The sequence below is a fragment of the Dorea sp. OM07-5 genome (assembly GCF_003481355.1).
In the GTDB taxonomy this organism is placed as follows: Bacteria; Bacillota; Clostridia; order Lachnospirales; family Lachnospiraceae; genus Dorea_D; species Dorea_D hominis.
Window position 1 is genome coordinate 89,122 of the sequence record NZ_QUKZ01000009.1, and the last position, 14,936, is coordinate 104,057.

The 14,936-nt window shown below is 37.4% G+C and carries 14 protein-coding genes and 1 tRNA gene; 13 read left to right on the top strand and 2 right to left on the bottom strand.

Annotation, left to right across the window (positions count from 1 at the left end; genetic code table 11):
- Positions 1 to 6 precede the first annotated feature (6 nt).
- A complete protein-coding gene (gene rnpA / locus DXC04_RS10305; RefSeq protein WP_021859822.1) occupies positions 7 to 342 on the bottom strand; it encodes a ribonuclease P protein component in 336 nt (111 codons plus the stop codon).
- 49 nt (positions 343 to 391) lie between these two features.
- Positions 392 to 526 carry a 50S ribosomal protein L34 gene (rpmH, locus tag DXC04_RS10310; RefSeq protein ID WP_021859823.1) on the bottom strand — a complete coding sequence of 45 codons (135 nt, stop codon included), beginning with the start codon at positions 524 to 526 and terminating at the stop codon, positions 392 to 394.
- 407 nt (positions 527 to 933) lie between these two features.
- On the opposite strand from rpmH, the gene dnaA reads away from it, so the two are divergent.
- The 13 genes from dnaA to DXC04_RS10375 all read left to right on the top strand — a co-directional run bounded on the left by dnaA (position 934) and on the right by DXC04_RS10375 (position 14,140).
- Positions 934 to 2,328 (top strand): chromosomal replication initiator protein DnaA, encoded by a 1,395-nt coding sequence (dnaA, locus tag DXC04_RS10315; RefSeq protein WP_021859824.1) that lies wholly within the window; start codon positions 934 to 936, stop codon positions 2,326 to 2,328.
- Between the two features lie 287 nt (positions 2,329 to 2,615).
- Entirely contained in the window at positions 2,616 to 3,725 is a 1,110-nt protein-coding gene (dnaN, locus tag DXC04_RS10320; RefSeq protein ID WP_118660952.1) for a DNA polymerase III subunit beta, read from the top strand.
- An 11-nt stretch (positions 3,726 to 3,736) separates the two neighbouring features.
- Complete coding sequence (locus DXC04_RS10325) at positions 3,737 to 3,946, top strand: RNA-binding S4 domain-containing protein (RefSeq protein WP_021859826.1); 210 nt, start codon at positions 3,737 to 3,739, stop codon at positions 3,944 to 3,946.
- On the top strand, positions 3,936 to 5,021 hold the full coding sequence (gene recF / locus DXC04_RS10330; protein ID WP_117538469.1) for a DNA replication/repair protein RecF: 1,086 nt from the start codon (positions 3,936 to 3,938) through the stop codon (positions 5,019 to 5,021). The genes DXC04_RS10325 and recF overlap by 11 nt, the downstream gene beginning before the upstream one ends.
- A gap of 10 nt (positions 5,022 to 5,031) precedes the next feature.
- Complete coding sequence (gene gyrB / locus DXC04_RS10335; protein ID WP_021859828.1) at positions 5,032 to 6,966, top strand: DNA topoisomerase (ATP-hydrolyzing) subunit B; 1,935 nt, start codon at positions 5,032 to 5,034, stop codon at positions 6,964 to 6,966.
- A gap of 16 nt (positions 6,967 to 6,982) precedes the next feature.
- Positions 6,983 to 9,508 (top strand): DNA gyrase subunit A, encoded by a 2,526-nt coding sequence (gene gyrA, locus DXC04_RS10340; RefSeq protein WP_118660953.1) that lies wholly within the window; start codon positions 6,983 to 6,985, stop codon positions 9,506 to 9,508.
- Between the two features lie 305 nt (positions 9,509 to 9,813).
- The gene (locus DXC04_RS10345) at positions 9,814 to 10,260 is read left to right on the top strand and encodes a C-GCAxxG-C-C family protein (RefSeq protein WP_021859830.1); all 447 of its coding nucleotides are present in this window, start codon (positions 9,814 to 9,816) and stop codon (positions 10,258 to 10,260) included.
- A 248-nt stretch (positions 10,261 to 10,508) separates the two neighbouring features.
- Positions 10,509 to 10,958, top strand: a complete 450-nt coding sequence (locus tag DXC04_RS10350; protein WP_118660954.1) for a DUF2975 domain-containing protein — start codon at positions 10,509 to 10,511, stop codon at positions 10,956 to 10,958.
- Positions 10,959 to 10,969: 11 nt separating this feature from the next.
- The gene (locus tag DXC04_RS10355; RefSeq protein WP_118660955.1) at positions 10,970 to 11,176 is read left to right on the top strand and encodes a helix-turn-helix domain-containing protein; all 207 of its coding nucleotides are present in this window, start codon (positions 10,970 to 10,972) and stop codon (positions 11,174 to 11,176) included.
- 101 nt (positions 11,177 to 11,277) lie between these two features.
- Positions 11,278 to 11,469: a hypothetical protein gene (locus DXC04_RS15550; protein ID WP_117538465.1), complete on the top strand. Its 192-nt coding sequence runs from the start codon at positions 11,278 to 11,280 to the stop codon at positions 11,467 to 11,469.
- Between the two features lie 32 nt (positions 11,470 to 11,501).
- Complete coding sequence (locus tag DXC04_RS10365; RefSeq protein WP_118660956.1) at positions 11,502 to 13,001, top strand: DUF4153 domain-containing protein; 1,500 nt, start codon at positions 11,502 to 11,504, stop codon at positions 12,999 to 13,001.
- A gap of 150 nt (positions 13,002 to 13,151) precedes the next feature.
- Positions 13,152 to 13,865 carry a lysophospholipid acyltransferase family protein gene (locus tag DXC04_RS10370; RefSeq protein ID WP_021859835.1) on the top strand — a complete coding sequence of 238 codons (714 nt, stop codon included), beginning with the start codon at positions 13,152 to 13,154 and terminating at the stop codon, positions 13,863 to 13,865.
- Between the two features lie 187 nt (positions 13,866 to 14,052).
- Positions 14,053 to 14,140 (top strand) — tRNA-Ser (locus DXC04_RS10375).
- The last annotated feature ends 796 nt before the right edge of the window (positions 14,141 to 14,936 follow it).

Below are 14,936 nucleotides of genomic sequence, written 5' to 3' on the forward strand. Positions count from 1 at the left end.
GCTACCTCATATATATAATTCATGAAGAGTTCCAAGATGGATCAATGCGCTCTCTATTTCTCGATATGTTTTTCCTTTCGCACCGGCTCTGGCAATTACAACCAGATCCCATCCACACTTGAAGTGCTCTTCTTGTAGTCGATAACTCTCTCTAATTAATCTCGTTATTCTATGACGTACTATACTATTTCCAACTTTTTTACTTACAGATATTCCCAATCTGTTTACATCTGAATGATTCTCTCGAATATACATGACCAGATATTTGTTTGCACAGGATTTTCCTTCCTTATATACTAAACGGAAATCCCTGTTTTTTTTTAATGATTCGGAATATTTCATTTTCATTTTCTCCTAATTTTGAGAGAAGAAAAGGCCACATATATGCGGCCTACGCTGATAATTTCTTTCTTCCTTTTGCTCTTCTTGCTGCAAGAACTTTTCTTCCGCCTGCAGTGCTCATTCTTGATCTGAAACCATGAACTTTAGCTCTTTGTCTCTTTTTTGGCTGGAATGTCATTTTCATTGATATCCACCTCCTTATATTTTTAAGGGTTATCCCTCAGTTTTCTATAGACATCATTTTTTATTATATTCATAAAATTCCTTTACGTCAAGCAAAACCTGCGAGTTTATAGACTTTTTCTTTGTATTTTAGTTAATGGGGATAAATATGCCGGTATTCCACATTTTTCACTTCGCCTTATATAAATAGGTAAGAACTTATTTATCATGGAATTATCCACTAAATGTGGAAAACTTTGTGGATTTCAGTGGATAACTTGTGGATTTTAACTTTTTTTTCCACAAATCGAACGCAAATATGCCGTTTTCAAGGGGGAAATTAGTTATCCACATTGATTAAACGTTGCCTAATCCCCCATTTTGATGTAAACTATAATAGAGTATATAGAAGATTAGGAGTTTTATAAAATGAACACAGTAGAGGAAAAATGGCCGCAAATAATAGAACATTTGCGCGTGGAACACGAATTATCCAATGTATCATTCTCGACATGGATTAAACCGCTGAAAGTATATGATGTCATCAACAACACTGTATTTATTATGGTAAATATGAATTCAAGTGTTGAATACATTGAAAAAAAATATCTTCTTCCTTTGAAGGTATGCATTGCTGAAATCACAGGAGAAGAATACGAAGTTTCTTTCATATCCGAAGATGATGACCGATTGAATGAAATACAGAATATGGCAGTTGAAGCAAGTCAAAAGAAACGTACGAAGTCCGTAGCCGAAAGAGCCGGGCTGAATCCTAAGTACACTTTTGACACTTTTGTTGTAGGCGGAAATAACAGTTTCGCCCATGCAGTTTCCGTTGCGGTAGCGGAATCGCCGGGACAGGTTTATAATCCTCTATTTCTCTACGGAGGTGTCGGACTGGGAAAGACTCATCTGATGCATTCCATTGCACATTTTATTTTAGATCAGAATCCAAAGAAAAAGATTTTATATGTAACAAGTGAGACATTTACGAATGAACTGATTGAATCATTAAAGAACGGTAAATCATCCGGCAACGAATCTTCTATGACAAAGTTCCGCGAAAAGTACCGGAATATTGATGTACTGTTAATCGATGACATCCAGTTTATTATTGGTAAAGAAAGTACGCAGGAAGAGTTTTTTCATACTTTTAATCATTTACATACTTCCGGAAAGCAGATCATTATCTCCAGTGACCGCCCGCCAAGGGATATCGAGACACTGGAAGCCAGACTGCGTTCCCGTTTTGAGATGGGTATGCTTGCAGATATTTCTTCTCCGGATTATGAGACACGTATGGCAATCCTTCAGAAGAAGATCGAACTGGACAAGCTTGAAAAATACAACATCCCATTAGATGTAATCCAGTACATTGCCACAAATATCAAGACAAATATCCGAGAACTGGAAGGTTCTCTTAATAAACTGATTGCTCTTTACAGACTGAATAATAATGAAGGAACGATTGACATATCTCTCGCTGCCGAAGCATTGAAAGATATTATTTCTTCTGATAATAACCGAGAAGTTACACCGGAACTCATACTGGATATTGTTGCAGAGCACTTCAATATCAGTATTGCTGATCTTAAGAGCAAAAAAAGAAACGCAGAAATTGCCAATCCTCGTCAGGTAGCGATGTATCTGATGCGTACGATGTCTACCAAAGAGCTTTCTTTAAAAGCAATTGGTGCTATTTTTGGTGGAAAGGACCATTCTACTATCAAATACGGTATTGAAAAGGTAGAATCCGAGATGGAGACCGACGAAACACTGGCAAATACTGTCAATATCATTAAGAAGAAGATCAATCCGGCTTAGTTTATGTGAATTATTATGTGGACTGGCTTGGGATAACTTTCATATAGTTGTGGATAATTATGGGATTATATGTGGATTTTTAACCAACGCGGTGGATAGAATTTTTTTATCCCAATGCAATCCCCATGAATTCTCATCGAAATCCACAGAGTTTTTAATTCCGGAAACGCCGATAAACAGAGGGCTTGAAGGGGTTTTCCCCTTTTCCACACCCCCTAAGGCGACGGATACGGAAGCATTTCATAGACATAATATATATTGCGCACCGCGAAAGGAGTTTTACACACATGAAAATTGTTTGCACGAAAAGTAATCTTGTAAAAGGGGTTAGCATTGTTTCAAAAGCGGTACCTTCAAAAACAACAATGTCAATCCTTGAATGTGTATTGATCGATGCTACAACAGATATTATCCGTCTGACTGCCAATGATATGGAACTTGGTATCCAGACAGACATAGAAGGTGAGATCATCGAAAGAGGTATGATCGCTATTGACGCGAAGTTTTTCTCCGAAATCGTAAGAAAACTTCCAGACAGTGATGTCATTATCGAAACAGACGAATCTTTACAGACTACGATTGTCTGCGAAAAAGCAAAATTTAATATTTCCGGTAAACCGGGCGATGAATTTTCTTATCTTCCAATCATCGAAAAAGACGAATCGATCGAAGTATCACAGTTTACGCTGAAAGAAGTAATCAGACAGACTATTTTCTCTATTGCTGATTCTGACAGTAATAAACTGATGACAGGAGAACTCTTTGAGATTAAGAATAATATGCTTCGGGTTGTATCTCTGGATGGGCACCGTATCTCCATCCGTAAGATTGCTCTGAATGCAGACGTTACAGACAAGAAACTTGTTGTTCCAGGTAAGACACTGATCGAGATCAGTAAGATTTTATCCGGAGAAGCTGAAAGCAAAGTAAATATTTCTTACACAAACAATCACATTGTATTTGAGTTTGATAATACAGTTGTTGTATCCAGACTTCTGGAGGGAGAATATTTTAAAATTGATCAGATGCTGTCCAGCGATTATGATACTAAGGTCAGAATTAACAAAAAAGAATTGTTAAACTGTATTGACCGTGCTACCCTTCTCGTCAAAGAAGGTGATAAGAAGCCAATTATCATCAATATTGGTGATGAGATCATGGAACTGAAGATCAAATCACAGATTGGCTCCATGAATGAAGAGATTATGATCAATAAAGAAGGTAAGGATCTGCTGATCGGATTCAATCCGAAGTTTCTGATTGATGCATTAAGAGTTATTGATGACGAGGAAGTAACACTTTATCTGATGAATGCGAAAGCTCCGTGCTTCATCAAGGATGACAATGAGACTTATATTTACCTGATTCTTCCGGTAAACTTTAATGCGGCTGGTTAAGAGGTGAAAAGATGGAAGTTATAAGACTGAGAGATGAATATATTAAACTCGGACAGGCACTGAAAGCTGCCGGTCTTGTTGAGTCCGGAGTGGAAGCAAAAGAAGTAATCACAGAAGGACTCGTAACAGTAAATGGAGAAACAGATACCAGACGCGGCAGAAAATTATATGCCGGGGATATGGTATTATTTGATGGAGAAGAGATAAGAATTGAAGATTGAGTCTTTAAAGCTTAAAAATTTCAGAAATTATGAGCTGTTATCTCTTGAATTTGACAAAGCAACAAACATCTTTTACGGTGATAATGCCCAGGGAAAGACGAATATCTTAGAGGCTGTCTATCTTTCTGGAACAACAAAATCCCACAGAGGAGCCAAAGACAAGGATCTGATTCGTTTTGAACAGAATGAGTCCCACATTGAGACAGTTGTAGAGAAGAACGGCATTAATTATCAGATCGACATGCATCTGAAGAAGAACAGTCCAAAAGGAATTGCGATCAATAAGATGCCGATCAGAAAAGCCAGTGAATTATTCGGAATTGTCAATATTGTATTTTTCTCGCCGGAAGATCTGAATATTATTAAAAATGGTCCCGGAGAGAGAAGAAGGTTTGTGGATCTGGAACTTTCTCAGCTGGATAAAGTATATCTGAGCAATCTTGCAAATTATAACAGAATTGTGAATCAGCGGAATCATCTGCTGAAAGAGGCGGCATACAACAGTGATGTACTGAAAACACTGGATATCTGGGACATGCAGCTTGTTCATTATGGCAATCTGATCATTCAGAGAAGGCAGGAATTTGTAGAACAGATGAATGAGATCATTTCCGGAATCCATAACAAACTGACCGGAGGAAAAGAATCCATCCGGATTTTATATGAGCCAAGCAATAGCTATCTGACGCTTGAGCAGGCGCTGAACAAGAACAAAGAAAAAGATTTGCGTATCAGAAGCACATCTGTAGGTCCGCACCGGGATGATATTGCATTTATGATCGGCGATATCGATATTCGTAAATACGGTTCCCAGGGACAGCAACGGACTGCGGCATTGTCCCTCAAATTATCAGAAATAGAGCTGGTAAAACAGTCGATTCATGATACGCCGGTTCTTTTACTGGATGATGTATTGTCTGAACTTGATAAACATAGGCAAAACTATTTACTGGATAGTATTCATGATATACAGACGCTCATTACCTGTACGGGGATGGATGAGTTTGTAAATCATCGATTTTCTATAAATAAAGTATTCCATGTCCAGAGCGGACAGGTAAAGAAAGAAAACTAGGAGGAATAGAATGAGTACAGAAAAAGTACAGCACGAATATGGTGCAGATGAAATCCAGATACTGGAAGGGCTAGAAGCTGTCAGAAAGCGTCCCGGAATGTATATCGGAAGTACATCATCGAGAGGTTTACATCATCTCGTATACGAGATTGTAGACAATGCCGTAGATGAGGCACTTGCAGGATTCTGTGACACGATTTTTGTGAGCATTAATAAAGATAATTCGATTACCGTTGTAGATAATGGACGTGGAATCCCTGTCGGAATTAATCATAAAGCGGGTCTTCCTGCAGTTGAAGTTGTATTTACCGTGCTGCATGCCGGTGGTAAATTCGGCGGTGGAGGATACAAAGTATCCGGTGGGCTTCATGGTGTAGGAGCTTCTGTCGTAAATGCGCTTTCCAACTGGCTGGAAGTTGAAATCTGTAAAGAAGGCAAGGTTTATAAACAGCGCTATGAGAAAGGAAAAGTCGTTCAGAAGCTGGAAGTGATCGGTTCCTGTGCTCCGGAAAAGACGGGAACAAAGGTTACATTTTTACCGGATGATACGATTTTTGAAGAGACTGTTTTCGAGTATGATATTTTAAAACAGCGTTTCCGCGAGATGGCATTTTTAACAGCCGGACTGAAGATTGTATTAAGAGATGAACGTCCGGAAGAAGAAACGATAGAACGGACATTCCACTACGAAGGTGGTATCCGCGAATTTGTAAAATATCTGAATAAGAGCAAGACTCCGCTGTATGAAGATATCATTTACTGCGAAGGAAATGTCAACAATGTATCTGTGGAAGTTGCAATGCAGCACAATGATTCTTACAGCGATAATACGTATGGATTTGTAAATAACATTACGACTCCGGAAGGAGGAACCCATGTAGTTGGTTTCCGTAATGCGCTTACAAAGACATTTAATGATTATGCAAGAAAGAATAAATTACTAAAAGACAGCGAGCCGAATCTGTCCGGCGAAGATATCCGTGAAGGACTGACTGCAATCATCAGTGTAAAAATCGAAGATCCGCAGTTTGAAGGACAGACAAAGCAGAAATTAGGTAACAGTGAAGCAAGAGGTGCCGTTGACAGTGTTGTAAGCAAACAGCTTGAGATTTATCTGGAGCAGAATCCATCTGTGGCAAAGATGACAGTCGAGAAATCTGTGATGGCGCAGCGTGCAAGAGAAGCAGCAAGAAAAGCAAGGGATCTTACGAGAAGAAAATCTGCTTTAGACGGTATGTCGCTTCCCGGTAAACTGGCTGACTGCTCAGACAAAGATCCGAAAAACTGTGAGATTTACATCGTAGAGGGAGACTCTGCCGGCGGTTCTGCAAAGACAGCGAGAGACCGTGCGACACAGGCAATCCTTCCACTGCGTGGTAAGATTCTGAATGTTGAGAAAGCAAGACTGGACAAGATTTATGGCAATGCCGAGATCAAGGCAATGATCACTGCATTTGGTACAGGTATCCATGATGATTTTGATATTTCAAAATTGCGTTATCACAAGATCATCATCATGACAGATGCCGATGTCGACGGTGCACATATCAGTACACTGCTTCTGACATTCCTGTATCGTTTTATGCCGGATCTGATCAAAGAAGGATATGTATATCTGGCGCAGCCGCCGCTTTATAAGCTGGAGAAGAACAAAAAAGTATGGTACGCATACAGCGATGAAGAATTAGACAGTATCCTGCAGGAAGTTGGACGAGACGGAAACAACAAGATTCAGCGTTACAAAGGTCTTGGAGAGATGGATGCAGAACAGCTCTGGGATACAACAATGGATCCGCAGCACAGAATACTTCTGAAAGTTAAGATGGATGAAGAGACAACAAGTGAACTGGATCTGACATTTACAACCCTGATGGGAGATAAAGTAGAGCCAAGACGTGAGTTTATCGAAGAAAATGCACAATACGTGAAGAATTTGGACGTGTAGGAAAGGAAAAGGATAAATGGAAGATAATATTTTTGACAAAGTCCATGAAGTGGATTTGAAAAAAACAATGGAAACATCTTACATTGACTATGCGATGAGCGTTATTGCTTCACGTGCACTTCCGGATGTAAGAGACGGTCTGAAACCGGTACAGAGAAGAATTTTATACTCTATGATCGAGCTGAACAACGGTCCGGATAAACCACACAGAAAATGTGCCCGTATCGTTGGTGATACCATGGGTAAATATCACCCGCACGGTGACAGTTCTATTTACGGAGCACTCGTTAATATGGCACAGGAGTGGTCTACCAGATATCCACTCGTAGACGGTCATGGAAACTTTGGTTCTGTAGACGGTGACGGTGCAGCCGCCATGCGATACACAGAGGCAAGATTAAGTAAGATTTCCATGGAACTGACAGCAGATATTAACAAGAATACCGTTGATTTTGCGCCGAACTTTGATGAGACAGAGAAGGAGCCGACAGTACTTCCGGCAAGATTTCCGAATCTTCTGGTAAATGGTACTTCCGGTATTGCGGTAGGTATGGCAACAAATATTCCGCCGCATAACCTGAAAGAAGTCATCAATGCAGTTGTTCAGATCATTGATGATCAGATCGAAGACAAAGAAGAGACAACGATTGAAGAGATCCTGAAAATCATCAAAGGACCGGATTTCCCGACAGGCGGTATGATCCTTGGAACAAGAGGAATCGAGGAAGCATATCGTACCGGTCGTGGCAAGATCCGTGTCAGAGCAATCACAGATATTGAAGCTATGCCAAATGGCAAGAGCCGTATTATTGTAACGGAACTTCCGTTTATGGTAAATAAAGCGAGACTGATTGAGAAAATAGCAGAGATGGTCAGAGATAAGAGAATCGATGGAATTACAGATCTGAGTGACCAGTCCAGCCGTGAAGGAATGAGAATTGTCATTGAACTCAGAAGAGATGTCAATGCAAATGTCATCCTGAATCAGTTATACAAACATACACAGTTACAGGATACTTTTGGTGTGATCATGCTGGCACTTGTCGGAAACCAGCCAAAAGTCATGAATCTTCTTGAGATGTTAAATCACTACCTGAATCATCAGGAAGAAGTAGTGACAAGACGTACACAGTATGAGTTAAACAAAGCAGAAGAAAGAGCACATATTTTAAAAGGACTGCTGATCGCACTTGATAATATCGATGAAGTAATCAATATCATCCGAGGCTCGCAGAATGTCCAGATCGCCAAAGCAGAGTTGATTGAACGGTTCGGACTTTCCGAAGTACAGGCACAGGCAATCGTAGATATGCGTCTGCGTGCGCTGACAGGTCTGGAAAGAGAGAAGATTGAAGCTGAATACAAAGAACTGATGGAGCAGATCAGCAGATTAAAAGCAATCCTTGCTGACAGAAAGTTACTTCTTGGCGTGATCAAAGAAGAGATTCTTGTTATCCGTGATAAATACGGTGATGAGAGAAGAACATCCATCGGATTTGATGAATTTGATATTTCCATGGAAGATCTGATTCCAAGAGAAGATGTTGTTATTACAATGACCAAATTAGGATATATTAAGAGAATGTCCAATGATACATTCAAAGCACAGAACCGTGGTGGTAAAGGTATCAAGGGAATGCAGACACTGGATGAAGATTATGTAGAAGAACTGTTTATGACGCATACACATCATTACATCATGTTCTTTACAAATACCGGAAGAGTTTACCGTCTGAAAGGATATGAAATCCCGGAAGCTTCCCGTACTTCAAGAGGAACTGCGATCATCAATCTGCTGCAGTTGATGCCGGGTGAGAAGATCAGTGCTGTCATTCCGATTGAGGAGTACAGAGAAGGTGAGTATCTGTTTATGGCTACGAAGAAAGGTCTTGTTAAGAAAACGCCTATTACAGATTATGCAAATGTAAGAAAGACAGGTCTTGCAGCAATCACTCTTCGTGAAGAAGATGAATTGATTGAAGTAAAATACACAGACAATAATCAGGATATCCTGCTTGTTACCAAGTATGGTCAGTGTATCCGTTTCAAAGAAACAGATGTCCGTTCTACCGGAAGAACATCTATGGGAGTACGCGGAATGAATCTTTCTGACAGAGATGAAGTCATCGGTATGCAGTTAGATTCCCAGGGAAGTGAGCTTCTGTTTGTATCTGAAAAAGGTATGGGAAAACGTACTGACATGGATGAATTTACACCACAGAACCGTGGCGGTAAAGGTGTGAAATGCTATAAGATCACAGAAAAGACAGGTAACGTAGTTGGCGTAAAAGCTGTCAACGAAGAAGATGAGATCATGATCATCAATACGGAAGGAATTATCATCCGTATGAAGTGTGAAGGAATTTCCGTACTTGGAAGAATTACATCCGGAGTGAAGCTCATCAATCTTAAAGATAAAGACATCGTTGCAAGTATTGCGAAAGTAAGAAAAGGCGACGAGGACGATTCTGAGGAGGAGCAGGAGAGCACTTCCGAATCTGAAGAAGCAGATGTAACAGAAAACGATACATCTGAAGAATAGAAATATTATATTGATTAAGTAAATAGAAAAACTGACGTATCTGCAGAAAGAATCTCAGGAAGATCTGAAGTACGTCAGTTTTATTTATTTTATTATGACTGCTGTCATATTCTGCAAAAATCCTCTGGAATCCGGATTCCACTACAGTGTTGTTATGGGACTTTGCCTCTTAATATTCCCTGATTGTCATAATAGTACATAAAATCTGTGAAAATAGAGTGAAAGGAAGAGAACATTTTATTTTCGTAGAATTTTTATCAATAATGATGTAAGATGAAAAGAGGAAAATAAAGGAGGTCGTTATTATGAATACGGATATTAATATGGAGCAATTACAGAAGGATGCAGTAGAGATTTTCAATCAGGGGTTCGCCTGTTCAGAATCGCTGATCTATGCTATCCGCAAGAATTTTGATCTGGATATGTCGGATGATGCAATTGCGATGAGCTCAGGATTTCCATGGGGACTTGGAGGAGGCGGCTGTATATGCGGAGCGCTTGCCGGAGCAACAATGATGATTGGGTATTTCTTTGGACGTACCACACCGGGAGATCCAAAGATCAACAAATGTTTTGCCCTGACAAATGAATTACATGATTTCTTCAAAGAATATTGCGGAGCAACCTGTTGTCGTGTACTTACAAAAGGAAAAGAGAAAAATTCTCCGGAACGTAAGGCACAGTGTACAGACTTTGTAGCAGCAACTGTAAAGAAAACAGCAGAAATTATTCTGCGAGAACTGGAAGCATAGATTCTGGAAAGATTAAAGTTACACTTTTTAGCAAAGATAAATTTAAGAAGCGAGTATAAAAAAGGCTTACCTGCAGAGGTAGGTCTTTTTTGTTGAATATAAAAATATAAAAAAGCTATTTACCAAAAATCCACCTTTTAAATATCGAAAAAAGATAAAAAAATATTGAAAAACAATAAATACATATTGAAAAACAATAAACAATATGTTATTTTATAGAAAATAAAATAAGAAGGAGCAATCTAATTATGAATACAAAGACAGTTAAATTTACAAAACATATTCTGGATGTAATGTTTGTAAGTGGAATTATTGTAATTCTGACATTGCCAATCAGTTTACGATATCTTGCAAAGTTCAAGATTGAGGTATTTATGAATCAGTATATACCAATGCTTATTATTTTCGGAATATCAGGAATCCTTGGAGTGACGATCATATATGAACTCCGCAGAATGATGAAAACCGTAATGGAAGAAGAGTGTTTTGTAACCGCTAATGTAACGAGCCTCAGACATATGGCAAGATTAAGTTTCGGAATTACAATTTTATGGATTATCAAACTTTATTTCAATCCGACACCGGCGGCACTTGTAATTATAATCGTTTTCTTTATTGCAGCTTTGTTCAGTCAGGTACTTGCCTGCGTATTTGACAAAGCAATTGCATACAAAGAAGAAAATGATTTTACGATTTAGGGGGTGTCACAATGGGAATTAAAGTACATTTGGATGTAATGATGGCACAAAAAGGAATCGGGCTTGTTGAACTGGCAAATAAAATTGACATTACGCCGGCAAATCTGTCTATTTTAAAAAACAATAAGGCCAAGGCAATTCGTTTCACAACATTAGAAGCTATCTGCAGAGAGCTCGACTGCCAGCCAGGAGATATTATCGAGTATACGAAGGAGTAATATGCGAAAGAAATTAATTTCGTCCATTTTAATTGTAATATTCTTTTTTGCTGTTCTATTGGGTATTTATAAAACAAATTACAATAGCATTATTAAGACATATGGCGGAGAAGTATCAGAAAGTTTCCCAGAGAAGATTCCATGTGCCGAAAACAAAAGTAAAGTGGACATATAGTTTTGTAAAGTGTAGTGGAACACAAGAAAAAGAATACGAATGGAATCATGGTTATGTATGTGGATGGGCGGCCAATGATGAAATTCATACAATTGTATATTTTTACGAAAATTGGTAATTAAGAATGTGGATATTGAAGGAGCGTTTAATATGAATCGATATATTGAAAAAATAAAAAAAGAATATCCGTTTTTTGCAGCATTAAGTTTATTATATGGGATTATTTTCACAGTATCATTGTATGAAAATATTTCTGGAATCACATTTCCAATATGCATCGGAATCACAATTTTTTTTATAAAAATCTTTTTAAAGAAACTGGGTCTGAAATTAAAAAAGGATTCCTGGATATACATAACAGGAATGTTGCTTTTAGGAATATCAACTGCATGTACGACATCGTACTTTTTTATATTTTTCAACTGGGTAGGAACAGCAATTTTATTAACCGTATTTATGCTGCATCAGTTTTATGATGATACAAGCTGGAATTTCGGCGGCTATCTGAAACGAATCATTTTACTTGGAATTGGAATGATCGAAAGTACGCCAGCCCTGTATGTTGGAGGAGTAAGATATCTAACAAGAGATCACACTGGAGAAGACAAAGCAAAAAAGAAAAATATGTTGATTGCAGTTTTAATTGGAATAGTAATTGCAGCATTGTTGCTTCTCATCATATTTCCGGTGCTGCTCAGTTCGGATGCAATATTTGCAGGAATATTTGGAAATGTATTAAAGCATATAAAAATAGGCATAGTACCTGGATATATCGTTTTATTTATAGCAGGTGTACATTTATGCTACACATTTTTCTACACAGCAAGCAAGAAAAATTTTTCGGAAACGGATAAAGAAAAGAAGAAAAATGGAAATACAGTAATTGCAATAACATTCACAGGAATCATCAGCGCAATTTATGTATTATATTGTATAATACAGATTTTTTATCTATTCATCGGAGTGCAAAAAGGTCTTCCGGCAAATACAACCTATGCGGAATATGCAAGAGGCGGCTTCTGGCAGTTATTGTTTGTCTGTGCACTTAATTTTATAATTGTTATATTATGCCTTTATATATTCAAAGAAAATAAAATTTTAAATATTATACTAACCATAGTCTGCAGTTGTACATTTATAATGCTCATTTCAGCGGCATACCGGATGTTACTTTATATCGGAGCTTATCATCTTACATTTTTAAGAATACTTGTATTATGGTCATTGCTGGTACTTGGGTTTGTTATGTGTGGCGTCGTGATTTCGATATATAAAAGAAACTTTCCTATGTTCCGCTATACAATGGTGATTGCATTTGGATTATATATTTTTTTGTCATTCAGCCAACCGGACTGGATGATTTCAAAATATAACATCACTCATATACAGGCAGAAAATAAAAAACTGAAATTTAATGATATAGCAGAGCTGACAGATATGTGGTCAGAAGATGCTGCCCCTGTATTAGCAGATCTGAAATCGGAAGATCTGGACAGTGAAGACATAGATAATGTAAAAGATGTACTGGCGGAATATTTCCGGGAAGTGAAAAAAGACCAAAGTGATCTAAATTTAAGAAATTGGAATTTAGGAAGATATAAAGCGAAAAAAGCAGTAGAAAACTTCCAAAAGGGGACGGGGATTTTTTAGAAAATCCCCGTCCCCTTTTGGACATGCACCTGGCACTTAAAAAAAACCCCGTCCCCTTTTTACTAACTTTACATTTTATCCACAAAACATTATACTAAAATAGATAATATTCCCCAACAGTGGGGAAACGAATAAGGAGAGGAGTTTACAATGAAAAGGATCATAATGATGGTATTTCGGAATCTGTTTCTAGTTCCTTATATGTGGATAAGATTGTGCTATCATGCATCACATGTGGATAAATACAAAGAAGAACAACATTACGAGTTACTAAAGTATATTACTCACAGAGCAAATAAAGGTGGAAACGTTACGATTGATGCATACGGTGTGGAAAATATTCCGGATGAAAATGGATTTATGTTCTTTCCGAATCATCAGGGGCTTTATGATGTATTGGCTATTCTGGATGTATGCCCGAAGCCATTTTCAGTTGTAGCTAAGAAGGAAATTGCGAACATTCAGTTTTTGAAACAAGTATTTGCCTGTATGAAAGCATATATGATAGATCGAGATGACATTAAGCAATCACTTCAGGTAATTATCAATGTAACAAATGAAGTAAAAAAGGGAAGAAACTATTTAATTTTCCCAGAAGGAACAAGATCTAAAAATGGAAATGAGCTTCTGGAGTTTAAAGGTGGAAGCTTTAAAGCTGCTACAAAAGCGAAATGCCCAATCGTTCCGGTAGCATTAATAGATTCATTTAAACCATTTGACACAAATACTACAAGTCAGGTAACAGTTCAGGTACATTTTCTGAAACCTCTTTATTATGAAGATTATAAAGATATGAATACAAAAGAAATAGCAGCGCTAGTCAGAGAAAGAATTCAGAATACAATTAGAGAAGCTGGATTTTAAATAGAAATAGTGCAACGTAAAGAAACTTGTTTTTCTACGAAGTGAAGAAAAAGAGTAGAAGTTGGTTTTACAAATGAGAAAGTAAAAAGGGCTTATTTAGTTTCACAAATACATAATTGAGAAAAAATAAAAAAATGAAAATACTATATTGACAATAAACATAAACTCTAGTATAATAATGCGTGCTGGAGAAATACTCAAGAGGCTGAAGAGGCGCCCCTGCTAAGGGTGTAGGTCGGGTGACCGGCGCGAGGGTTCAAATCCCTCTTTCTCCGTAAGAAAATCGCAATTCATTGAATTGCGATTTTTTGTTATGCGATGAGGAAAATACGCCATGCTTTTATGACAGCATTTGTCGACCGCTAATCAGCGAATAAAACTCGCAAAGTGTTTTCTATGGAAACAGGAAAAAACATATATGTAGATTCATTCTGCGCCATCTAATCAGAATAAGATTTTTAAAGTATATCTCATATGAAGTTGATTTGCATTAGAATTTAGAATTATTAATGTCAGGTTTACCGGTTTTATTATTTAACAGAGAAAGCATCATTAATTGTAATGGCAAATAAAATGAAAGCTATAGAAAATATAATATTATATGTATTATTATAAATAATCGAATGCAAAAAATTGTGTAACAAAAATATAATGTGAAAAGATATATAAAATAAGAAGTAAGAATGTAGAGTGTACAGTTATGATATGGGAATATAAAGACCTATATATAGTATAAAAGCATTAAATTAATACTTTGTGTAGCATTAGAAAAGAAAATGTAAAAAAGTGTAAAAAAAATTACTAAAACTATTGACATGTAATTGCGTAAATGGTATTATATCTAAGCTGACTCGCAAGAACAACGGTTCAAACGAATAGCAAAATAAATTTAAAAAGTTGTTGACAAACGCTTGAAGATGTGATAATCTAATATAGCTGTCGATGAGACAACAGATAAGAACCTTGATAATTAAACAATAGACAACAACCCTGAAAATTCTTAAGAGAATATTCAGAACGGACATTTTAGAATGTCAACCTTAAAACAGTAAAAGGGATAAGAAAGCTAGT

What these genes read in the sequence shown, in the direction of transcription:
- rnpA (WP_021859822.1), bottom strand. Translation starts at nt 342, where the DNA reads ATGAAATATTCCGAATCATTAAAAAAAAACAGGGATTTCCGTTTAGTA.
- rpmH (WP_021859823.1), bottom strand. Translation starts at nt 526, where the DNA reads ATGAAAATGACATTCCAGCCAAAAAAGAGACAAAGAGCTAAAGTTCAT.
- dnaA (WP_021859824.1), top strand. Translation starts at nt 934, where the DNA reads ATGAACACAGTAGAGGAAAAATGGCCGCAAATAATAGAACATTTGCGC.
- dnaN (WP_118660952.1), top strand. Translation starts at nt 2,616, where the DNA reads ATGAAAATTGTTTGCACGAAAAGTAATCTTGTAAAAGGGGTTAGCATT.
- DXC04_RS10325 (WP_021859826.1), top strand. Translation starts at nt 3,737, where the DNA reads ATGGAAGTTATAAGACTGAGAGATGAATATATTAAACTCGGACAGGCA.
- gyrB (WP_021859828.1), top strand. Translation starts at nt 5,032, where the DNA reads ATGAGTACAGAAAAAGTACAGCACGAATATGGTGCAGATGAAATCCAG.
- gyrA (WP_118660953.1), top strand. Translation starts at nt 6,983, where the DNA reads ATGGAAGATAATATTTTTGACAAAGTCCATGAAGTGGATTTGAAAAAA.
- DXC04_RS10345 (WP_021859830.1), top strand. Translation starts at nt 9,814, where the DNA reads ATGAATACGGATATTAATATGGAGCAATTACAGAAGGATGCAGTAGAG.
- DXC04_RS10350 (WP_118660954.1), top strand. Translation starts at nt 10,509, where the DNA reads ATGAATACAAAGACAGTTAAATTTACAAAACATATTCTGGATGTAATG.
- DXC04_RS10355 (WP_118660955.1), top strand. Translation starts at nt 10,970, where the DNA reads ATGGGAATTAAAGTACATTTGGATGTAATGATGGCACAAAAAGGAATC.
- DXC04_RS15550 (WP_117538465.1), top strand. Translation starts at nt 11,278, where the DNA reads ATGGCGGAGAAGTATCAGAAAGTTTCCCAGAGAAGATTCCATGTGCCG.
- DXC04_RS10365 (WP_118660956.1), top strand. Translation starts at nt 11,502, where the DNA reads ATGAATCGATATATTGAAAAAATAAAAAAAGAATATCCGTTTTTTGCA.
- DXC04_RS10370 (WP_021859835.1), top strand. Translation starts at nt 13,152, where the DNA reads ATGAAAAGGATCATAATGATGGTATTTCGGAATCTGTTTCTAGTTCCT.